General features: G+C 47.7%; 12 protein-coding genes, 2 tRNA genes and 3 rRNA genes. 1 reads left to right on the top strand and 16 read right to left on the bottom strand.

The window, feature by feature from the left end:
* Positions 1–49 precede the first annotated feature (49 nt).
* From U0358_RS03990 to rluD, 14 genes are all read right to left on the bottom strand, one after another.
* Positions 50–2,776: a TonB-dependent receptor plug domain-containing protein gene (locus U0358_RS03990; protein ID WP_322407144.1), complete on the bottom strand. Its 2,727-nt coding sequence runs from the start codon at positions 2,774–2,776 to the stop codon at positions 50–52.
* A gap of 292 nt (positions 2,777–3,068) precedes the next feature.
* Positions 3,069–3,716, bottom strand: coding sequence for a 3'-5' exonuclease (locus U0358_RS03985; RefSeq protein ID WP_322407143.1), 648 nt, complete (start codon positions 3,714–3,716; stop codon positions 3,069–3,071).
* 2 nt (positions 3,717–3,718) lie between these two features.
* Positions 3,719–5,551, bottom strand: a complete 1,833-nt coding sequence (locus U0358_RS03980) for a DUF294 nucleotidyltransferase-like domain-containing protein (RefSeq protein WP_322407142.1) — start codon at positions 5,549–5,551, stop codon at positions 3,719–3,721.
* Between the two features lie 106 nt (positions 5,552–5,657).
* Positions 5,658–7,373 carry a sodium:solute symporter family protein gene (locus U0358_RS03975; protein ID WP_317498831.1) on the bottom strand — a complete coding sequence of 572 codons (1,716 nt, stop codon included), beginning with the start codon at positions 7,371–7,373 and terminating at the stop codon, positions 5,658–5,660.
* Between the two features lie 6 nt (positions 7,374–7,379).
* Positions 7,380–7,646: a DUF4212 domain-containing protein gene (locus U0358_RS03970; protein WP_011234430.1), complete on the bottom strand. Its 267-nt coding sequence runs from the start codon at positions 7,644–7,646 to the stop codon at positions 7,380–7,382.
* 228 nt (positions 7,647–7,874) lie between these two features.
* Positions 7,875–7,990: ribosomal RNA gene (gene rrf / locus U0358_RS03965) — 5S ribosomal RNA — on the bottom strand.
* 116 nt (positions 7,991–8,106) lie between these two features.
* Positions 8,107–10,995 (bottom strand): 23S ribosomal RNA (locus tag U0358_RS03960).
* 223 nt (positions 10,996–11,218) lie between these two features.
* Positions 11,219–11,294: transfer RNA gene (locus U0358_RS03955), tRNA-Ala, on the bottom strand.
* A gap of 257 nt (positions 11,295–11,551) precedes the next feature.
* Positions 11,552–11,628, bottom strand: a tRNA-Ile gene (locus U0358_RS03950).
* Between the two features lie 120 nt (positions 11,629–11,748).
* Positions 11,749–13,291: ribosomal RNA gene (locus tag U0358_RS03945) — 16S ribosomal RNA — on the bottom strand.
* Together the 16S, 23S and 5S rRNA genes with 2 tRNA genes alongside form the textbook arrangement of a ribosomal RNA operon.
* A gap of 399 nt (positions 13,292–13,690) precedes the next feature.
* Positions 13,691–14,518, bottom strand: a complete 828-nt coding sequence (pssA, locus tag U0358_RS03940; RefSeq protein ID WP_322407141.1) for a CDP-diacylglycerol--serine O-phosphatidyltransferase — start codon at positions 14,516–14,518, stop codon at positions 13,691–13,693.
* An 88-nt stretch (positions 14,519–14,606) separates the two neighbouring features.
* Positions 14,607–17,180: an ATP-dependent chaperone ClpB gene (clpB, locus tag U0358_RS03935; RefSeq protein ID WP_322407140.1), complete on the bottom strand. Its 2,574-nt coding sequence runs from the start codon at positions 17,178–17,180 to the stop codon at positions 14,607–14,609.
* A 72-nt stretch (positions 17,181–17,252) separates the two neighbouring features.
* On the bottom strand, positions 17,253–17,966 hold the full coding sequence (gene pgeF / locus U0358_RS03930) for a peptidoglycan editing factor PgeF (protein WP_322407139.1): 714 nt from the start codon (positions 17,964–17,966) through the stop codon (positions 17,253–17,255).
* The gene (rluD, locus tag U0358_RS03925) at positions 17,944–18,912 is read right to left on the bottom strand and encodes a 23S rRNA pseudouridine(1911/1915/1917) synthase RluD (protein ID WP_322407138.1); all 969 of its coding nucleotides are present in this window, start codon (positions 18,910–18,912) and stop codon (positions 17,944–17,946) included. Before rluD ends, pgeF begins: the two co-directional genes overlap by 23 nt.
* A gap of 111 nt (positions 18,913–19,023) precedes the next feature.
* Between rluD and U0358_RS03920 the strand changes: the two genes are divergently transcribed.
* Positions 19,024–19,794 (top strand): outer membrane protein assembly factor BamD, encoded by a 771-nt coding sequence (locus U0358_RS03920; RefSeq protein ID WP_317498221.1) that lies wholly within the window; start codon positions 19,024–19,026, stop codon positions 19,792–19,794.
* A gap of 26 nt (positions 19,795–19,820) precedes the next feature.
* Here U0358_RS03920 and glnB read toward each other — a convergent pair whose 3' ends face one another.
* Positions 19,821–20,159 carry a nitrogen regulatory protein P-II gene (gene glnB / locus U0358_RS03915; protein WP_317498222.1) on the bottom strand — a complete coding sequence of 113 codons (339 nt, stop codon included), beginning with the start codon at positions 20,157–20,159 and terminating at the stop codon, positions 19,821–19,823.
* Positions 20,160–20,170: 11 nt separating this feature from the next.
* Complete coding sequence (locus U0358_RS03910; RefSeq protein WP_322407137.1) at positions 20,171–21,802, bottom strand: NAD+ synthase; 1,632 nt, start codon at positions 21,800–21,802, stop codon at positions 20,171–20,173.
* Positions 21,803–21,899 lie beyond the last annotated feature (97 nt).

Genomic DNA, 21,899 nt, shown 5'->3' with positions numbered 1-21,899 from the left:
CCCGGCTCAAAGAGCCGGGCTGCTGTTTTATTACGCTCTAAAAAGACTATTAGAAGCGGAAGCCAACACGTGCATACCAGTATTGACCCGCGGTATCGTAAGAAGTGTTCAGCGTATTCATACTATTGTTATTAGTAACGTATGGAGGTTGCTTATCAAACACATTACGAATACCTAAAGTAAAGGTCGTTTCTGGGTTAAAGAAGTACGAAGCCTGCATATCGTGATAGATATAGCTACCAACAGAGCTGCTTACGTTACTGCTGTCGTAGTTAATATCATCGACTCCGGACTGGAAGCGTGAGGTCCAGCTAACGGCAACCTCGTCCACTTTATAAGACGCAGTGAAATTGGTGCGCCATTTCGAGAAAGCGGCAATTCGACCAGCTAAATTAGTATCGGCACCAAACTTTCCTGCTAACTCTAATGGCTCGGCACCTTCTTGAACCTGATAACTATAGTCTTTTAGGTATGTACCGTCTAGGCGCAGTGTTAACAAGCCATTTGCTACAGTATCATTCCAGTTAACATCAAAATCGACACCCGACGTCTCAAAGGTAGAAATGTTCTGAGTAATCGCATTTACGCCCGAAATGTAGCCTTGTGCATCGCGGTAATCCGAACCACTAAGAGCTGCAGTATCAACCGCGTCCGGACCCAAAATAGAATCACAGGCCGTTGCCGAGAAGTCTTCGCTTGTATAACACTGATTAACGATGAAGCTCGTGCTAGGCGCACCAATACCATCTTCAATTTCAATGTCGTAGTAATCAACGGCGATGTTCAGGTTGTCCATGAACTCTGGTTGATAAACGACACCCAAAGTCAAACTGTCAGATGTTTCAGCTTTCAGGTTTTCATTTCCAGAAAGGAAAGTTGCAGCCTGGTTATTATCCAAGTTGAAGTCTTCTGACAAGCCTTCTGACTTACAGTTAGCTTTCAATATTTCGTTACTGCTATTCCCATATTCAATACAAGGATCTGCATAACTTGAATAAGATGTCACTTGAGGGCTATTCAGATCGTCGATAGTTGGTGCACGGAAGCCTTCTGCTACCGTTGCGCGTACTAGCAGCCCATCTTTTGGTACGTACTCAAGTCCAAACTTGGTTGTTGTTTGTGCATCTAAGAAGTTATAGTCAGAACGCCTAACCGCTGCTGACAAGTCCAGTGACTGAACTCCAGGCAGATCACGCAGTAATGGGATATCGGCTTCTAAGTACATTTCCTCAACATTATAAGAACCCTCAGAAGCGATACCTGTTACGTTGTAAATTTGGCCTATGGAAGCCGCACCGTCAGGTTGATTCTGGTACTCTTCCCAGCGTTTCTCAACACCCGCAGCCCAAGCTACAGAGCCAGCAGGCAGAGACCAACTACCTGTATCGCCAGTTAAGTTAGCCATAAACTGTTTTGTAGTGCCGCGCGTGACAGGAGAGTTTTCGACTAACGCGTAGTCCATCATTTCGTCACTTAAAGAACCAGCGTTAAAGGGGTTCCAAAGGCCCGGACAGCTCTCGTCTGCGCTACAAAGATCTTCGTTTAACAAGTTTGTAAAACGAGTGCGGTTAGCACGGCCATAATCAATGCTGGTATTTACATAACGTGCATAGTTATAAGAAACATCCCATGACCAGCCGTTATCTAAGTAACCTTCAAAGCCCGCGACCATCCGGTAGTCAGAAAAGTCTTGTGTATAGTTACGTCCACCGGTCTCTTCAAAGCGACGGTAGATTACGACGTCTTCATCAATCGGGTTATTCGGATGTTCAGCACCAACTTCAGCTCCCCAGAAAGTGCCGGTTGGAGCCATCAATTGATCCGATTGACGATTCGCGTAACCACCTTCTAAGAATACTCGTAGATCTCGGTTTATCTCGTAGTTTGCTGCTGCGTTAATGGTAAATAGTTCTTGAGGCGAAACCAAATACGATGAATTTGCAAAATTATACGCGTCTTTCTGACCGTTGTATGGGCGTACTTCACCAGTCTCAGAGTCGAGTACGTAGCTACCTGAGTTGTAATCCGAGTTCTCATCAGTTGCAGACCAGTTACCTTGAGGAATAACAGCTGAACCACCCGCAACGATTTCGCCATTTCTTTCGTTTAAAGGAATGCGTGAAAAATCACGATCAGCCTGCCCTATAGAGTTACGGTTTTGGTATTCAAGGCCCAGAACAACACTACCTTTGCCACTTGAGGTACCAATAACGCCTGAAAGCTTAGTCGTTTCACCGTCGCCTTCACCGGTCAAGTCGTACTGTGCGCTGAATTCTGCACCTTCAAAGTCTGTCTTGGTAATAAAGTTAATGACACCGGCAATGGCGTCAGAACCGTATATAGTGGAAGCTCCGTCACGCAAAACTTCTACACGCTTGACCATAGCCATAGGAATAGCATTCAAATCACCTGATGCATAACGGCGACCGTTGATAAGGATTAGCGTTCTAGCACCGCCTAAACCACGAAGGTTAGCAGACGCATAGCCACCCGAACCATTGTTAACGTTCGAGCCATTATAAGCGCCGTTCATTGAAGGCAGGTTATGGATAAATTTTTCCATAGTGGTAAAACCAGAAGCTTCAATAGCTTCGGCGTCGAATACAGAAACCGGACTTGCGGTTTCCATGTCGGTGCGCTTGATACGCGAACCTGTAACCTGAATTCGCTCAACATCGTTAGCGCCTGAGTCTTGTGCTGCAACAAATGCAGGAAAGCCTAGCGTAGCAGTAACAGCTAAGGCCGTTACGCTTTTACGGAAGGTATTAGTATTCATTTAAATTACTCCCTGGAACATTATTTTTAAGTTGCTTGATTGGCGAAAGCAACCTGAAACCGATGGTAGCCTGACTACTAATTGTTCGACCACCCGTTTTCGGTAACAACCTTTTAACGCTGTAAGGAGTTCATTTCAATAGGTACTTGAGTCTTTTCTTATAGCACTGCAACTGACTGCTCAACAATTAACCTTAACGACTATTAAGTATTCTTTTTTATTAAAAGAATTAACGAGTGTATCTATAAAAAATACATATGTTTACTGATTGTAAAATGTTGATTTTAATGAATTAACCAATACTTTTTATTAACAAATTTAAAGGCGTTTTAGACACGCTAAATCCGTAACACTGCGCCAAAAAAAGCTCAGCACAGGCAACGGTATCGGTTAGGGCATGATGGACGTTATAATCAGGTAGGTTGTAGCGTTTACGACAGGCGCTAAGAGTCAGCTGACCGCCGTGGATAGGTTGATGAGGGTTGCGTTCAAGCTTATGTTTTTCGAACGCTAAGGTGTCGAATATAGCCAGGGGTTTAAAAGTTATACCGTACTGCGCTTCTATATGTTTCAGGAAACGCCAGTCCATACCTTTGTGGTGACAAACTAACACGGCATCATTTAAAGCTCGGCTTAACATAGCAAAGGTTTGTTTAGGCTCAGAGCTGTGCAAAAAATCTTGCCTGGTTAAACCATGAATGGTCGGGCTTTGCCCGAGTTCAAGCTCTTGTCCGTGAGCGAAAACATGATACTGGGCATTCCCCAGGTGCATCACGGGTGGATGAATGCTCATCCAGGCAATCGATAAAATCTGATGTTTTTTCGGATCCAGCCCGGTGCTCTCAATGTCGAGCGCGACGTATCGCAGGCTTCGCCACGGCTGTTTTAACTTCTGTCGCCTGTCGTACCAATGAGCCAGTTTTTGCAGCCATTGAGACATAATTAGTATCCTTGCCGGCTAAACTTCAGACCAACGCCTTGTTGGGCTTCCTTTATAATTTTAAAAGCGGTCTTTAACTGGCGTCTTGAAAGCGTACTCAGCTCGTCAGGGTCTATGGCATTCTTTGGTTTTTCGCTGCCCCATACTTTTAACTGATGGTTCAACCTGAGTTGCGTCAAAAATTCCCAGGCTTCCAGCAGTGACTGATTATCGCGACGATTTAACAAACGGCTGCCTTTTAGTGCGTTTAAACGTGCAGCAGTGCCTGGTGACGTGATTCCGGCCTGCAATGAGTAAATACGCGCAATGTCATTAATTAACGCAATGCCGTAACGTTTTATATTTATGGTATCGCCGTCATCGGTACCTTCTGTGCGCAAGCGGTTAAACAAACCCAAAGGTACGGCTATGCGGTTAACCAGAATAGCTAAATTTCCCAGGAACATCTCGTTCTTCGCTAAACTCGCAATCTGCTCGCGGTATTCTTGATAAAACTTACCCGGGCCAACAACCGGCCTGCTGTCAAAAAATATCTGACAATACATGAGTGCCTTTGGTGTCGGGCTTTCAATCCAGCCCCGGAAACGCTCCTTCCATTGGTCTATAGTCCCCCTGCACTCCGGGTTGGATGCCATAATATTCCCCGGACAGGATGGGATACCACACTCATTTAGCCCCTCACAGACGTAATCTCCTAAACCGGCAAACCAGTCTTTTTGCTTATCGGACAAACCATTGCTGAGCAAAAGGCCGTTGTCCTGGTCTGAGCTTAAGGTTTGATCTTCCCTGCCCTGCGAGCCAAATGCTAACCAGCTATAAGCGGCTGGCGCCGCACCGTTTTCCTGTTCATACAGCTGTATAAGCTGACGTGTCATACCGTCAGTAACGGATGCCATAAGCCGCCCTAAAACAGATGTTTGCTTCACGCGGCTGGCAAAGGTCTGCAAATACTCCGGAAGTTTTTGAGCTTCTTCTATTAATTGAGATTTACTACTTGCCTTACGAATGGCACTAATAAGAAAGACAGGATCACTACGTTGCTGACGAATTAAATCCGTTGCCGTCACCATCCCTACGGGTTGGTTCTGGTCATTAACCACCGGTAAGTGATGAATATTACTGGAGGTCATAGTGGTTAACGCATCCATTAATGAGCGATTTTCGTAAACCGATTCAGGCAGTTGTGTCATTACCGCAGAAACGCGCACATCCAGCGGTAAGCCTTCAGCCACTACCCTGTTTCTTAAGTCTCTGTCCGTTAAAATGCCGACCAACTGGGTGTCATCAACGACCAAAACAGACGATATTCCATGGCTAGCCATTAGCTTAGCCGCTTCTTGTACCGATGTGCTGCTGGATAAACTTACCGGGGGCATAGACACAACACTGCCGACAGTCTGCTCGCTCCAGTCACTATCGGTGCCATCATCACTTTTTTGTTCTGTTAATAAACGTTGGCCATGGGCTCTTATAAAGTATTGTTCGAAAGGTTTTGATGCATTACGAAGACAATCAAACGCCGACTGTGGCAACACGTACACAATACCGTCTTCTATCGCCTGCAATTTATTAACCACTTCGCGGCCTGATAGCAAAGACGGGTAGCCAAACAAATCGCCGTTCTCCAAACGCTCTATCAGTCGTCCGTCGGCTCCTCGTAAATCAAAAACACCTGAACGCACGATAAACAGCGCTGGCCTCATGTCTTTTAATATATCGTTGCAGTTCTGGTCATTCATATAAACGGACTGCATTTGCGATACAACCCAGCTTCTTTGCTCTTCAGATAAGGTGTCAAAAGGAGGGCAGTCTTGTAGAAATGAATTAACTTCCATGGCTAATCCTAATTTATAAAGAAGCAGATTTCAGTTTTGTGTATTAACTTGAGTTAGTCAATAAAAAGCCCAGCACAGGGCTGGGCTTCAATTGAGGTATATCTCGTTAGTGGGACTTAGCTTCACCAGACCCTTTTGGATACCGTATGGACTCAACCAGTTCCTGAATTTCTTCCGGAGCGTCACCAGTAAACTTATGCACGACAACTGCAACAACAAAGTTGATGATCATGCCTAAGGTACCGATACCCTCTGGGGAAATTCCGAATAACCAGTTTTCTTGAGTATTGAGTTCAGGAGCAACGAACTTGAAGTACACTATATAGCAGAAGGTAAACAGTATACCCACAACCATACCAGCTATTGCTCCTGCACGGTTCATACGCTTATGGAATACCCCCATGATTATCGCAGGGAAGAAGCTTGCTGCGGCTAAACCGAAGGCAAAGGCGACCACCTGCGCCACGAAGCCGGGCGGGTATATACCAAAGTAAACTGAAATGATAATTGCAGTCGCAGCTGCAACCCTGGCGTAGAACAACTCTTGTTTATCGGTGATATTCGGCGCCAAATTTCGTTTCAGTAAATCATGGGAAACGGAGGTTGATATAACCAGTAAAAGACCTGCGGAAGTGGAAAGTGCAGCGGCAACACCACCTGCAGCAACCAATGCAACAACCCAAGCCGGCAAATCACCAATTTCTGGATTCGCCAATACCATGATGTCACGATCAATGGTCATTTCGTTGCGCTCATCGCCTGAATAGAACATTTTGCCGTCGTTATTGTTGTCTTCCCAAGTGATCAAACCGGTTTTTTCCCAGTTTTTAATCCAGCTTGGCGCGTTATCGTATTCAACACCTTGTAGGTCTGGTCCGTTGATTGTGTTGAAAATGTTAACTTTAGCAAACGAAGCAATAGTCGGAGCTGTTAGGTAAACGACTGAAATGAACGTCAGAGCCCAAAAAGCTGAACGGCGTGCATCACGCACTTTCGGCACCGTAAAGAAGCGTACTATAACGTGTGGTAACCCAGCGGTACCGACCATCAGTGCAGCAGTAATGAAGAACACATCGACTTTACTGCGAACACCTTCGGTGTATTCGGCAAAACCTAGCTCGGTCGATAATCCATCCAGTCGTTCAAGTAGGAACTGTCCGGAGCCGGGAACGCCATCGGCTATGGTGGCACCAAAACCCGTTTGAGGCAGTACGTGACCCGTCATCATTAACGACAAGAATACCGCAGGCACAATGTAGGCAAACATCAATACTACATATTGAGCTACCTGAGTGTAAGTTATGCCTTTCATACCACCCAATACGGTATAAAAGAAAACAATTATGGCACCAATGATAACGCCAGTTGCAATGTCAACTTCCAGGAAACGAGAGAATACGACACCGACGCCTCGCATTTGCCCTGCAATATAAGTAAAGCAGATCAAAATGGCACAGATGACGGCAATAGTACGTGCCGTTTGAGAATAATAGCGATCCCCGATGAAGTCTGGCACGGTGAATTTCCCAAACTTACGCAAGTAAGGAGCAAGACACATAGCCAATAAGACATAGCCTCCAGTCCAGCCCATCAGGTAAACAGAGCCGTCATAACCGGCAAAGGCTACGATACCCGCCATTGAAATAAAAGAAGCAGCTGACATCCAGTCAGCGGCCGTTGCCATACCATTGGCAATAGGGTTAACCCCGCCGCTTGCTACGTAAAAGTCATTCGTTGAGCCGGCACGTGACCAAATCGCAATACCTATGTATAGCGCGAAAGTCAGGCCGACGATTATAAAGGTGAGCGTTTGAATATCCATAGCGCCTTAGTCCTCGTGTACATTGTATTTGTTATCTAACGCGGCCATGCCTCTCACATAAATGAAGATAAGCACGATGAATGTCAGAATGGAGCCTTGCTGTGCGAACCAGAATCCCAGCTTAAAGCCGAAGAAAGTGATTTCGTTAAGCACATCCACCAATATAATTCCAAAGCCATAGGAAACGACAAACCATACAATTAGCAGCTTGAGCATCAAGCTGAGGTTTTCTTTCCAATAGGCTTTGGCATGGGATTCACTTTCGAATGCCATAACGTCCCCTCCAGTTGTTCAACATTTTTGTTTTTGATCGATAACAAATGTAAATGGAATTATTAACAAGGGGAATTGGACTTTGGTCGTAGCCTTAATTTTGTGCATCAGATGAGGAGGTCAGCAGTTAAACTCAGGAAAATATTAGACTTGAAGCGGGATATCGACATGGCCGTGGAACAGACATAAAAAAACCCCAGCCGGTTGGGCTGGGGTTCTCTATTGGTAGTCTGGCGGTGACCTACTCTCGCATGGGGAGACCCCACACTACCATCGGCGCTGGTGTGTTTCACTTCTGAGTTCGGAATGGATTCAGGTGGTGCCACACCGCTATGGCCGCCAGACATAAACTGTCACAACATGTAAAAACTGACTGCTTTTTAAGTAAGGCCACTCTCTTAATTTCGATTCGGTAAAGTCGCTCGCTTGTGCGTAACGCTTCAAACAACTTCGGTGTTGTATGGTTAAGTCTCACGGGCAATTAGTACGGGTTAGCTCAACGCATTACTACGCTTCCACACCCCGCCTATCAACGTTGTAGTCTTCAACAACCCTTCAGAGCACTCTAAGTGCTAGTGACAGCTTATCTCGAGGCTCGCTTCCCGCTTAGATGCTTTCAGCGGTTATCGATTCCGAACGTAGCTACCGGGCAATGCCACTGGCGTGACAACCCGAACACCAGAGGTTCGTCCACTCCGGTCCTCTCGTACTAGGAGCAGCTCCTCTCAACTCTCAAACGCCCACGGCAGATAGGGACCGAACTGTCTCACGACGTTCTAAACCCAGCTCGCGTACCACTTTAAATGGCGAACAGCCATACCCTTGGGACCGACTTCAGCCCCAGGATGTGATGAGCCGACATCGAGGTGCCAAACACCGCCGTCGATATGAACTCTTGGGCGGTATCAGCCTGTTATCCCCGGAGTACCTTTTATCCGTTGAGCGATGGCCCTTCCATTCAGAACCACCGGATCACTATGACCTACTTTCGTATCTGCTCGACGTGTCTGTCTCGCAGTTAAGCTGGCTTCTGCCATTGCACTAACCGTACGATGTCCGACCGTACTTAGCCAACCTTCGTGCTCCTCCGTTACTCTTTGGGAGGAGACCGCCCCAGTCAAACTACCCACCAGGCACTGTCCACAACCCCGATAAGGGGCCAATGTTAGAACATCAAACATACAAGGGTGGTATTTCAAGGATGGCTCCACACCAACTGGCGCCAGTGCTTCAAAGCCTCCCACCTATCCTACACATGTAGGTTCAATGTTCAGTGCCAAGCTGTAGTAAAGGTTCACGGGGTCTTTCCGTCTAGCCGCGGGTACACAGCATCTTCACTGCGATTTCAATTTCACTGAGTCTCGGGTGGAGACAGCGTGGCCATGGTTACACCATTCGTGCAGGTCGGAACTTACCCGACAAGGAATTTCGCTACCTTAGGACCGTTATAGTTACGGCCGCCGTTTACCGGGGCTTCGATCAAGAGCTTCGTCCGAAAACTAACCCCATCAATTAACCTTCCGGCACCGGGCAGGTGTCACACCGTATACGTCCACTTTCGTGTTAGCACAGTGCTGTGTTTTTAATAAACAGTCCCAGCCACCTGGTCACTGCGGCCACCAGCAGCTCTTGACGCGAAGTCAATTACCGCCAGTGGCGTACCTTCTCCCGAAGTTACGGTACTATTTTGCCTAGTTCCTTCACCCGAGTTCTCTCAAGCGCCTTAGTATTCTCTACCTGACCACCTGTGTCGGTTTGGGGTACGGTCAATGTTCATCTGAAGCTTAGAGGCTTTTCCCGGAAGCATGGCATCAATAACTTCGCACCCTTGGGTGCTCGTCTCGTGTCTCGGCCTTAAGGGTCCGGATTTACCTAAACCCTCAGCCTACGCACTTTCACCGGGACTACCAACGCCCGGCTCACCTAGCCTTCTCCGTCCCCCCATCGCAATGAACATCGGTACAGGAATATTGACCTGTTTTCCATCGACTACGCGTTTCCGCCTCGCCTTAGGGGCCGACTTACCCTACCCTGATTAGCATGGGATAGGAAACCTTGGTCTTCTGGCGTGGGAGTTTTTCACTCCCATTATCGTTACTCATGTCAGCATTCGCACTTCTGATATGTCCAGCAGTCCTCTCGAACCACCTTCGCCCACTTACAGAACGCTCCCCTACCCCGCATGATAAATCATGCAGCCGCAGCTTCGGTGTATGGCTTAGCCCCGTTACATCTTCCGCGCAGGCCGACTCGACTAGTGAGCTATTACGCTTTCTTTAAAGGATGGCTGCTTCTAAGCCAACCTCCTAGCTGTCTCTGCCTTCCCACATCGTTTCCCACTGAGCCATAACTTCGGGACCTTAGCTGGCGGTCTGGGTTGTTTCCCTCTTCACGACGGACGTTAGCACCCGCCGTGTGTCTCCCGGATAGTACTCATTGGTATTCGGAGTTTGCATGGGGTTGGTAAGTCGGGATGACCCCCTAGCCCAAACAGTGCTCTACCCCCAATGGTATTCGTCCGAGGCTCTACCTAAATAGATTTCGGGGAGAACCAGCTATCTCCGGGCTTGATTAGCCTTTCACTCCTAGCCACAAGTCATCCCCTCATTTTTCAACATAAGTGGGTTCGGTCCTCCAATTGATGTTACTCAATCTTCAACCTGCTCATGGTTAGATCGCCCGGTTTCGGGTCTATACCCTGCAACTCAACGCCCAGTTAAGACTCGGTTTCCCTACGGCTTCCCTATACGGTTAACCTTGCTACAGAATATAAGTCGCTGACCCATTATACAAAAGGTACGCAGTCACGGAACAAGTCCGCTCCTACTGCTTGTACGTACACGGTTTCAGGTTCTGTTTCACTCCCCTCGCCGGGGTTCTTTTCGCCTTTCCCTCACGGTACTGGTTCACTATCGGTCAGTTGGGAGTATTTAGCCTTGGAGGATGGTCCCCCCATATTCAGTCAGGATATCACGTGTCCCGACCTACTCGATTTCACTTATCATGCACCTTCACATACCGGGCTCTCACCGTCTGTGGCTCCGCTTCCCATCGGATTCTGTTAGCACAAGTTAAGCTTAAGGGCTGCTTCCCGTTCGCTCGCCGCTACTGGGGAAATCTCGGTTGATTTCTTTTCCTCCGGGTACTTAGATGTTTCAGTTCTCCGGGTTCGCTTCCTGGCACCTATTGATTCAGTGCCGGATACTCTGTAAACAGAGTGGGTTTCCCCATTCGGAAATCCATGACTCAAGTGCCTCTTACTGGCTTATCATGGCTTATCGCAAGTTAGTACGTCCTTCATCGCCTCCAACTGCCTAGGCATCCACCGTGTACGCTTAGTCACTTAACCATACAACCCGAAGGTGTCTGGCATACGTGACCAAGATTGTTTGTTCTCGCTGTACACAAGTTCGATACGCCTCTACCAAATCAGTTTGTTCAAGTAGAGTGGCATTTCTTACTTTTAATATTACAATCAGCTTTTCATGTTGTTAAAGAGCACGTAACGCTTAGTTACCGGTAAATATTCTTGTTTAAGAACACTTAACGCTAACGGTTACTAAGAGAAGAAGTGGTGGAGCCAAGCGGGATCGAACCGCTGACCTCCTGCGTGCAAGGCAGGCGCTCTCCCAGCTGAGCTATGGCCCCCGAATGCTTGCCTGAAGTTTCGATAGCTGCGTTGCGCGATTCGTTCAATCAGTCACATACCATCGAGGTATGCTCTTTCAATCACTTAACGTGCGCCTTGCTCTCGAAGCTTCATGCTGCGCGTGCTGACATCGGAGGAAACCCTCTTTTCAGCATCACCGCAACCCTGACAAGGGAATTTGAAGGAGGGCAAGGCGAGAGGGTGTGAAGCATACATCAGTATGCGAATACCCGAAAACGCAGCCATCGTTCAAATTTGGTGGGTCTGGGCAGACTTGAACTGCCGACCTCACCCTTATCAGGGGTGCGCTCTAACCAGCTGAGCTACAGACCCAGTTTCTTCTCTATCTATATCAAGCCTGCAAACTGTGTGGACACTTACTCACACGGATGTGAGGTAAACAAAAAAATGCAGGACGCAATTTTTTGTTTACACAAAAGATAAGCATAGTTGTAAGGAGGTGATCCAGCCGCAGGTTCCCCTACGGCTACCTTGTTACGACTTCACCCCAGTCATGAACCACACCGTGGTGATCGTTCTCCCGAAGGTTAAACTAACCACTTCTGGTGCAGCCCACTCCCATGGTGTGACGGGCGGTGTGTACAAGGCCCGGGAACGTATTCACCGTGGCATTCTGATCCACGATTACTAGCGATTCCGACTTCATGGAGTCGAGTTGCAGACTCCAATCCGGACTACGACGCACTTTATGAGATTCGCTAACCATCGCTGGCTTGCTGCCCTTTGTATGCGCCATTGTAGCACGTGTGTAGCCCATCCCGTAAGGGCCATGATGACTTGACGTCGTCCCCACCTTCCTCCGGTTTATCACCGGCAGTCTCCCCAGAGTTCCCACCATTACGTGCTGGCAACTAAGGATAAGGGTTGCGCTCGTTGCGGGACTTAACCCAACATCTCACAACACGAGCTGACGACAGCCATGCAGCACCTGTCTCAGTGTTCCCGAAGGCACTAATCCATCTCTGGAAAATTCACTGGATGTCAAGGGATGGTAAGGTTCTTCGCGTTGCATCGAATTAAACCACATGCTCCACCGCTTGTGCGGGCCCCCGTCAATTCATTTGAGTTTTAACCTTGCGGCCGTACTCCCCAGGCGGTCAACTTAGTGCGTTAGCTGCGTTACTCACGTCTTAATGACACGAACAACTAGTTGACATCGTTTACGGCGTGGACTACCAGGGTATCTAATCCTGTTTGCTCCCCACGCTTTCGTACCTCAGCGTCAGTCTCTGACCAGGTGGCCGCCTTCGCCACCGGTATTCCTTCCAATATCTACGCATTTCACCGCTACACTGGAAATTCTACCACCCTCTTCAGGACTCTAGCATGCCAGTTCAAAATGCAATTCCCAGGTTGAGCCCGGGGCTTTCACATCTTGCTTAACACGCCGCCTACGTACGCTTTACGCCCAGTAATTCCGATTAACGCTTGCACCCTCCGTATTACCGCGGCTGCTGGCACGGAGTTAGCCGGTGCTTCTTCTGCGACTAACGTCAATGTGCTGTGCTATTAACACAACACCCTTCCTCGTCGCTGAAAGTGCTTTACAACCCGAAGGCCTTCTTCACACACGCGGCATGGCTGCATCAGGGTTTCCCCCATTGTGCAATATTCCCCACTGCTGCCTCCCGTAGGAGTCTGGGCCGTGTCTCAGTCCCAGTGTGGCTGATCATCCTCTCAGAACAGCTAGGGATCGTCGCCTTGGTGAGCCTTTACCCCACCAACTAGCTAATCCCGCTTGGGCTCATCTTTAGGTGTGAGGCCCGAAGGTCCCCCACTTTGGTCCGTAGACATTATGCGGTATTAGCCACAGTTTCCCGTGGTTGTCCCCCGCCTAAAGGCAAATTCCCAAGTATTACTCACCCGTCCGCCGCTCGTCAGCAGAGAAGCAAGCTTCTCTCTGTTACCGCTCGACTTGCATGTGTTAGGCCTGCCGCCAGCGTTCAATCTGAGCCATGATCAAACTCTTCAATTAAAAGTAGTTCAATCAACTCAATGAATTACGCGTTTTTGCTTAGCTTCATTAATGAAACCTTGCAGAACACTCATTCAAAAGTTGCAATACAAATATTTCTGTTTGCTTAACTTCTGCAAGTGCCCACACAGTTTGCTTGGCTTGATATAATTGTTAAAGAGCATTGCTTCTTTCGAAGCAGGGAGGCGTATTCTACACGTCCCTTTCCTTTCGTCAACCCATTTTATCAGCTTTTTTTCAGCCCGGTTGAAGAAAAACGCCGTTGTCAGAATTTGTTGCAAATACGCTTTGCAGATAACTCATGACAACGGCGGCGAATTATAGTGATCTCTCTGAGCCTTGCAAGATCTTTTTTGAACCTTTTTTATCGTTTGCTCAGAACTTCACCAACTTGCTAGTTTAATCTTCTTTCTCAGCCTTTTCTGCTTCTTTTATAGTCTCTTTATTGTCATTAAAGTCTGCGTCATCTTCGTCATCGTCACCAACAACATGACCCAACTTCAACTTCTTCACATTCTTAATGGTCAATACCGGACCTGACAAGGCATATAAAAAGAATATAGAGAACAACACTAATGATGGTTGTGTCGCGACAATCACGAAAGCTAATACAATGACTAGTATAACTAAAAATGAAACTTTGCCTTTCCAGTCAACGTCTTTAAAAGAGTGGTAACGGAAGTTGGTTACCATCAATAGACCCGCGCAAATGGTTATAACGGCAGCGAAGCCACCCATGTCACTACCTTCTACACCGTACTCAGCCCCTACCCAAACTAGGCCAGCAACAATAGCTGCGGCACTGGGTATTGCCAGACCCTGAAAGAAGTTTTTATCAGATGAGCCGAGGTTAGTGTTAAACCGCGCCAACCGTAATGCGCCACCAGCCACAAAAATAAAGGCCGCTAGCCAACCTATTTTTCCAAGATCAGCCAGGGCGTAGTTATACATGACCAAAGCAGGCGCCATACCAAAAGATACAATATCGGCCATACTGTCGAACTCAGCACCGAAATCGCTCTCCGTATTGGTCATTCTTGCAACTCGGCCATCCAGCCCATCAAAAACCATTGCAATAAAAATTGCGACTGCCGCTTCAATAAAGCGATCGTTCATTGACGCGACTATGGCATAAAAGCCTGAAAACAAGCCTGCAGTCGTAAACAAGTTTGGCAGTAAATAGATACCGCGGCTCTTACCATTGGTATTTGAGCTGTCATTACTCATGTATAAAACACTCTTTAGTCACTAAATAGAAAGTCGTCAGGTTATCACATTAGGGCTTCGAACAGGAAATACCCGAAGCCCTGTGTGGTTATTGCGTGATCACTAACCGCTCATTTTCAACACTTACTTTGATCGGTTTAGCAGGCTCAAGTTCCCCTGACAAGATTTTTTGCGCTAAGGGATTCTCCAGCTCGTGCTGAATAGCACGTTTCAGAGGCCGCGCGCCAAAGACAGGATCGAATCCCGTTCTTGCCAGATGAGATAAAGCATCATCATCCAATTCTAACTGATACTCTTTGTCTTCCAGACGCTTATAAAGAAGCTGCAACTGAAATTCAGCAATAGACCGTATTTCACTTTCTCCAAGAGGATGGAAAACAACGGTTTCATCCACACGGTTAATGAACTCTGGACGGAAATGATGCGCCAGCACTTCCATTACCTCGGCCTTCATCTGCTCATAAGTATGCTCTTTGGCATGTTCCTGAATTAAATCGGAGCCAAGGTTAGAGGTCATAATAATAACGGTGTTTTTAAAATCGACCGTGCGCCCCTGCCCATCGGTTAAGCGGCCATCGTCCAATACCTGGAGTAAGATATTAAAGACATCCGGGTGAGCCTTCTCAATTTCGTCGAGCAAAATTACCGAATAGGGTTTACGTCGCACCGCTTCGGTTAAGTAGCCACCTTCTTCGTAGCCAACATAGCCAGGAGGCGCCCCAACAAGACGGGCAACCGAATGCTTCTCCATGAATTCGGACATATCAATACGTACCATCGCATGGTCAGTATCAAACATGAAGTTCGCCAAGGCTTTAGAAAGCTCAGTTTTCCCCACACCGGTTGGACCAAGGAATAAGAATGAACCTATAGGACGATTCGGATCGCCAAGTCCGGCCCGTGAGCGACGAATAGCATTGGAAACCGCATCGACGGCCTCGTTTTGACCCACTACACGACTGTGGATTTGCTCTTCCATCTGTAACAGCTTTTCACGCTCGCCTTCGAGCATTCTGTTAACCGGAATACCCGTCCACCGTGACAATACGTCAGCAATTTCTTCTTCAGTCACACGATTTTTCAGCAAGCTCATATCCTGCATTTCAGCTTGCAACGCTAAATCCAGCTGTCGTTCCAGTTCAGGAATCCGGCCGTACTGAAGTTCAGACATCCGGTTTAAGTCGCCGGCGCGGCGGGCAATATCCATATCCGTACGAGCTTGTTCTAACTGCGCTTTAATATGCTGGGTGCCTTGTACTGCGGCTTTTTCAGTATTCCAGACCTCTTCCAGTTCTTCATACTTGCGTTCCTGCTCGTCTAGCTCGTCGTGCAGAATTTCCAAGCGTTTTTTGCTAGCATCATCCTTTTCTTTCTGCAACGCCTGACGTTCAAGCTTCAATTGAATAATGCGGCGCTCCAGACGATCCAAATCCTCCGGCTTAGAGTCAATTTGCATACGAATACTTGATGCCGCCTCGTCAATTAAGTCGATGGCTTTATCCGGCAGTTTACGATCACTGATATATCTATGCGATAAAGACGCTGCCGCAACAATAGCCGGATCGGTAATTTCTACAGAGTGGTGCAGCTCATAGCGCTCCTTCAAACCACGCAAAATAGCTATGGTGTCTTCCACATTCGGTTCTTCCACAAGAACTTTCTGGAAGCGTCGTTCCAGCGCCGCATCTTTTTCAATATACTGGCGGTATTCATCCAGCGTAGTGGCACCGACACAGTGCAGCTCGCCTCGAGCCAGAGCTGGCTTAAGCATGTTACCGGCATCCATAGCGCCATCGGCCTTGCCGGCGCCCACCATGGTGTGCATTTCGTCAATGAACAAAATGATGCGGCCTTCTTCTTTAGAAAGCTCGGTCAATACGGCTTTGAGTCGCTCTTCAAACTCACCGCGGAATTTCGCTCCCGCTAATAAAGCGCCTAAGTCCAGAGACAATACCCGTTTATGCTTTAAGCCCTCGGGCACCTCACCGTTAACAATGCGTTGTGCCAGGCCTTCAACAATGGCGGTTTTACCAACACCCGGCTCACCAATAAGAACTGGATTATTTTTCGTGCGGCGCTGCAATACCTGAATAGTCCGGCGAATTTCTTCATCACGACCAATAACAGGGTCAAGCTTGCCCTGCTCTGCGCGTTCGGTTAAATCAATGGTGTATTTGTCCAGAGCCTGGCGTTTATCTTCGGCATTAGGGTCATCCACTTTTTCGCCATCGCGAATATCGTTAATGGCTTTTTCCAGCGCTTCGCGTTTTATGCCCTGCTGACGGAAAATATCGCCCAACTTGCCCTTGTCTTCAGCCGCAGCCAATAAAAACAGCTCAGACGAAATGTACGAATCATTTCGTTTCTGCGCGTATTTATCACATAAATTCAGCAACTGAGCTGTGTTCTGCGATAACTGAACGTCACCACCGGTGCCTTCAACCTGAGGTAACGCATCCAGAGCTTTCGACAAGTTTGCTCTGAACTGGGGAATGTCCACGCCGAGCATGGTAAATAAAGGGCGAACTGAGCCACCGTTTTGATCCAACAGTGCCTGCATTAAATGGACGGGTTCTATGAATTGATGATCACGTCCCAGAGCAATTGACTGAGCATCAGCAATTGCCATCTGAAATTTACTGGTAAATTTATCGTGTCGCATTGGTACTTCCTCACTTAATTCTTTCGTTAAGTTAAATGTGGGTACTTTTTGCGCATTTTCAAGTGATTAAAATTAATTTCGCCAAATAATTGACGCAAATCTTGCTGCAGCTTTCTCCTCGCGCCACGAATACCAGTTTGTGTTATTGCCGACGGTGCATTCACCGCTTTTGGTAATATCCATAACTCCTGAGCGCGAACATTCATCCGCTGCAATTGAGGCTAAATCGGCTAACCATTTACCAGAGTGAGAAAGAAAGTATTTCGTATTAGACGAGTGGCGTGCAACAAACGCATCTCTTACGTCATCTCCCACTTCAAAAGCCGAAGCGCCGATAGACGGTCCTATCCAAATGCGAATGTTAGCCGCCGGGGTTTTAAAACTTGCCAATGCATTTTGTAATACCCCGCAGACTAAACCTCGCCAGCCTGCGTGCACTGCTGCAATTTCGTTTCCGTCATCTGAACAACAAAGAACAGGCAGACAGTCTGCGGTTAAAACTGCACAGACACTCTGGGGTAGATCGCTGTAGGCCGCATCAGCCACTGCGGACTTAAAAGGCCAGCGCAATACCCCGTTGGTATGTTGTTGCTGCAACCAGGTAACCGCGGTTGGTAATTTAAGTGAGCGCTGCAACAACCGGCGACGCAGCAGGACAGCGGCAGGATCGTCTCCGACATGCACAGCCAGGTTGCCAAAACCTCTGGTGGTCACTGCCGCATGAACATTCGGCGGCAGCTCCCAGTCAGGAACGATAATGCCGTCAGGCTGACTTGAAACGTTCATGATCAACGCGCAGTTCTTCAATCAAATATTGAAAATCGGTTGGCCGCGGAACATTAAACTCCAACCAGTCACCGGTAATTGGATGATGCAAGCCCAGTGATGCCGCATGTAACGCCTGACGGTTAAACCCTCGCAAGGTTTGCAACAGACGATCTTCAGCCTGTTTGGGCGGACGCGGACGACCACCGTAGGTTAAATCACCGACCAAGGGGTGACGAATATGCGCCATATGCACACGAATCTGGTGAGTACGGCCTGATTCTAAACGCAGACGAAGTAATGTATGCGCTCTGTAACGATCGAGCACACGATAATGCGTGACTGCCGCTTTCCCCGACTGTACCACAGCCATATGCGTGCGTTTTGTCGGATGCCGACCGATAGGCTGATCAACCATGCCACCGGCTGTCATCACGCCATTACAGACCGCTTCATACTCGCGAGTAATATCACGGTCCTGCATCATTGAGACTAGCTGCGTCTGTGCTGGCACATTACGCGCAACAACCATCAACCCGGTTGTGTCTTTATCTAAGCGGTGAATGATGCCCGCCCGCGGCACTAAATCGAGCTGTGGATCGTAATGTAACAAACCATTCAGCAAGGTTCTGTCTGGTGCTCCTGCACCGGGGTGGACAACTAAGCCCGCAGGTTTGTTAATGACCAAAATGTCATCATCTTCATAAACGATGTCCAGTTCCACCGGCTGTGCTTCGTGCCGCTCTTCGCCTTCAATTTCTGCGTCTACGGCAACTAAAGCACCGGCAACCACTTTTTCTCGCGGCTTTTCGATGACTTTTGTGTCGATGGTCACTTTTCCATCAGTTATCCAGCTTTTTAAACGTGACCTTGAGTAGTCAGGGAACAACTCTGCAAGTGCCTGGTCTAATCTTTTTCCAGCCAGAGACTCGGTAACAATGGCTTCTAATTCAATGCTTTTGTTCATATATTGGGTTTCGACTGTCAAAGCCTTTACGGCTGCGTTAGAATGCAAGAATATACTAGTGTAACGGTTTGCCGGTGCAGCGCCAAAAAAATAAAGGGAATCCTTCATAATATGTTTAGTAATAAGTTAAGCCGAAGCCTCGTTTTATCATCGGTTCTGGGATTAATGTTAGCGGGTTGTTCAAGCCAGTCAGAAGATGAGCAAGTTGCGAAAACCCAAATTGAAGCTATGTATGACCAGGCTCAGGAGAGCATGGCAAATGGTAATTTGAATTTGGCGCAGGAGCAATTGTCCAGTCTGAACAAGCGCTACCCTTTTGGTCCTTTTGCTCATCAAATTCAGTTAGACCTTATTTATCTGCATTATAAACTCGATAATACAGACGAAGCTTTAGCTGCAATTGACCGCTTTATCAGCCTGAACCCAAATCATAAAGATGTCGATTACGCACTTTACATGCGCGGACTGGTTAATCAACGCGCTGAACACAATGCCATACATGACTTGGCTGGTGTTGATCGCTCTGACCGTGACTCGTCTATGGCGGAAGAAGCGTTTAAAGATTTTGCTGAGCTAGTTCGTAAGTACCCGAAAAGCGAGTACGCCGCAGATGCAAAAAAACGTTTAATTGCATTGAAAAGCCGTTTAGCTAAAAAAGAACTGGCTATCGCACAATACTATATGGAACGTCAGGCTTACTTAGCTGCAGCTAACCGGGGCCGATATGTATTAGAGCACTTTTCAGATACACCTGAAGTAGAGAATGCTTTAGCGATAATGGCGGAAAGTTATGACCAACTGGAACTGCCTGAACTGCGCGAAGACGCAATGAAGGTGCTGAGAGCAAACTTTCCAGAGAATCAGTTAGTCTCAGCCCGCTAGTTGCTTACAACAAATGGCGCGGTAACTTATACCGCGTCTTCGTTTTCCTCTCCGGTACGAATACGAATCACACGTTCAATTTCGGTAATAAAAATTTTCCCATCACCAATTTTTCCGGTTTGAGCGGTTTCCATAATGGCTTCAATGCAACGCTCAACGTCGCTATCTGCAACCACAACTTCCAGTTTCACCTTTGGTAGAAAGTCGACCATGTACTCCGCGCCACGATAAAGTTCGGTATGGCCTTTCTGACGACCAAAGCCTTTTACCTCTGACACAGTCATACCGGCAATGCCGACTTCCGACAGCGCTTCGCGCACGTCGTCCAACTTAAACGGCTTAATAATGGCTTCAACTTTTTTCATCAGTATTTGTCCTATTGACCTTGTCGCTGTAATTCATGGCGATAGAGACTGGTAATAGGGTAACGACGATCTTTACCAAAGTTACGAGGCGTCACTTTAGGCCCGATCGCAGATTGACGGCGTTTATATTCGTTTAAATCCACCAGGCGAACCACCCGGCGCACGTCTTTCTCTGCAAATCCGGCCGCGATAATATCGGTTACCGACCAGTCTCTCTCTACATACAATGCCAGAATGCGATCTAAATCGCTATAGTCCGGCAGGGAATCTGAATCTACTTGATCTGGTGCGAGTTCAGCAGAAGGCGGTCTGTCTATAACCCTTTGAGGTATACAGGCGCCCCGGGTATTGCGAAACTCTGCCAATTGATAAACCAGCAACTTGGGAATGTCTTTAATAGGCGCGAAACCACCGCACATATCACCGTATAAGGTGGCATAACCCACCGCCATCTCGCTTTTATTTCCCGTAGCCAGCACCAGTGAACCGGTTTTATTCGATAAGGCCATGAGCAATACACCACGGCAGCGGGACTGCAGGTTCTCTTCGGTGGTATCGGTTTCAGTCTCGCCGAATAACGGTCCCAACTGAGTCATAAACTCATTAAACATGGGCTCAATTGGCACAACGTCGTAGCGAACACCTAAGGTATCGGCTTGTTTCTCTGCGTCTTCCAGACTCATATCAGACGTATAGCGAAACGGCATCATCACCGCGTGAACCTTATCGGCTCCAAGCGCGTCACTTGCTATTGCCAAAGTTAATGCCGAATCAATTCCACCTGACAAACCTAAAGCTACACCAGAGAAACCATTCTTAGTCACATAGTCACGCACAGCCAGTACCAAAGCGTCGTAAACATGAGCCAGATCATTCTGTTCAGCTTTCGCCTCGAGACCGGCACAACGGATACACTTGTCTTCGTAAGTTACCGTTGCCGTGGTCGTTTCACAGTGGGGTAACTCGGCAATCAACTCACCTTCGGCATCTAAAACCAGCGAATGGCCATCAAACACCAACTCATCCTGCGCACCGCAATTATTCAAATACAAAATGGGTTTACCGGCTTCTGCCACGCGCTGTTTCAACACACCTAAACGTTGTTCGTGTTTGTTTAACTCATACGGAGAGGCATTAATTGAAAGCACCAGATCAATATCATCGTCCAGTAATTGTCGTAGTGGTTGCGGATGCCACAAGTCTTCACAAATTTGTAAACCAATGCGCACGCCCTGCCATTCAAACACCTGACTTTGATGGCCCGGAATAAAATAGCGTTGTTCATCAAAAACGCCGTAATTGGGCAGGCGCTGTTTAAAATAGCGATGCAGACATTCCCCCCGGTGTAGCACGGACATTGCGTTGAACAGCTCTCCGCCAACGGCCTGAGGGTGGCCGACAATAACCACACAATCTGAAGCTGCTGCGCTGATTTGCTCTACCGCGTTGTCCACCGCCTGATGTAAGTCATCGCGGAATAATAAGTCTTCCGGCGGATAACCGGTAATAGCCAACTCAGGGAACACAATAATGTCATGTTGCTCACCCTGCTCTCGCAGCGTCTTCAAAATTAGGGCGGTGTTGTTGTGAATGGCACCAACGGTAAAGTCCAGCTGTGCCAGGCACAAAGAAAGTTTAGCCATAACTGCTTAGTCCAAATTTGCCACTGCCGATATCGGCACGAATGGTGGCGAATGATATAGCAGCCCGTCTTAACGCGCAAATTATGCGAGTCTACTG

Source organism: Idiomarina sp. PL1-037 (assembly GCF_034422975.1).
Taxonomy (GTDB): domain Bacteria; phylum Pseudomonadota; class Gammaproteobacteria; order Enterobacterales; family Alteromonadaceae; genus Idiomarina.
This window is presented reverse-complemented; position numbering and strand designations above follow the sequence as displayed.

Coding starts and splice junctions, on each gene's coding strand:
- glnB (WP_317498222.1), bottom strand. CDS start 20,159: ATGAAAAAAGTTGAAGCCATTATTAAGCCGTTTAAGTTGGACGACGTG.
- U0358_RS03980 (WP_322407142.1), bottom strand. CDS start 5,551: ATGGAAGTTAATTCATTTCTACAAGACTGCCCTCCTTTTGACACCTTA.
- U0358_RS03970 (WP_011234430.1), bottom strand. CDS start 7,646: ATGGCATTCGAAAGTGAATCCCATGCCAAAGCCTATTGGAAAGAAAAC.
- U0358_RS03975 (WP_317498831.1), bottom strand. CDS start 7,373: ATGGATATTCAAACGCTCACCTTTATAATCGTCGGCCTGACTTTCGCG.
- U0358_RS03920 (WP_317498221.1), top strand. CDS start 19,024: ATGTTTAGTAATAAGTTAAGCCGAAGCCTCGTTTTATCATCGGTTCTG.
- pgeF (WP_322407139.1), bottom strand. CDS start 17,966: ATGAACGTTTCAAGTCAGCCTGACGGCATTATCGTTCCTGACTGGGAG.
- pssA (WP_322407141.1), bottom strand. CDS start 14,518: ATGAGTAATGACAGCTCAAATACCAATGGTAAGAGCCGCGGTATCTAT.
- rluD (WP_322407138.1), bottom strand. CDS start 18,912: ATGAACAAAAGCATTGAATTAGAAGCCATTGTTACCGAGTCTCTGGCT.
- U0358_RS03990 (WP_322407144.1), bottom strand. CDS start 2,776: ATGAATACTAATACCTTCCGTAAAAGCGTAACGGCCTTAGCTGTTACT.
- U0358_RS03910 (WP_322407137.1), bottom strand. CDS start 21,802: ATGGCTAAACTTTCTTTGTGCCTGGCACAGCTGGACTTTACCGTTGGT.
- clpB (WP_322407140.1), bottom strand. CDS start 17,180: ATGCGACACGATAAATTTACCAGTAAATTTCAGATGGCAATTGCTGAT.
- U0358_RS03985 (WP_322407143.1), bottom strand. CDS start 3,716: ATGTCTCAATGGCTGCAAAAACTGGCTCATTGGTACGACAGGCGACAG.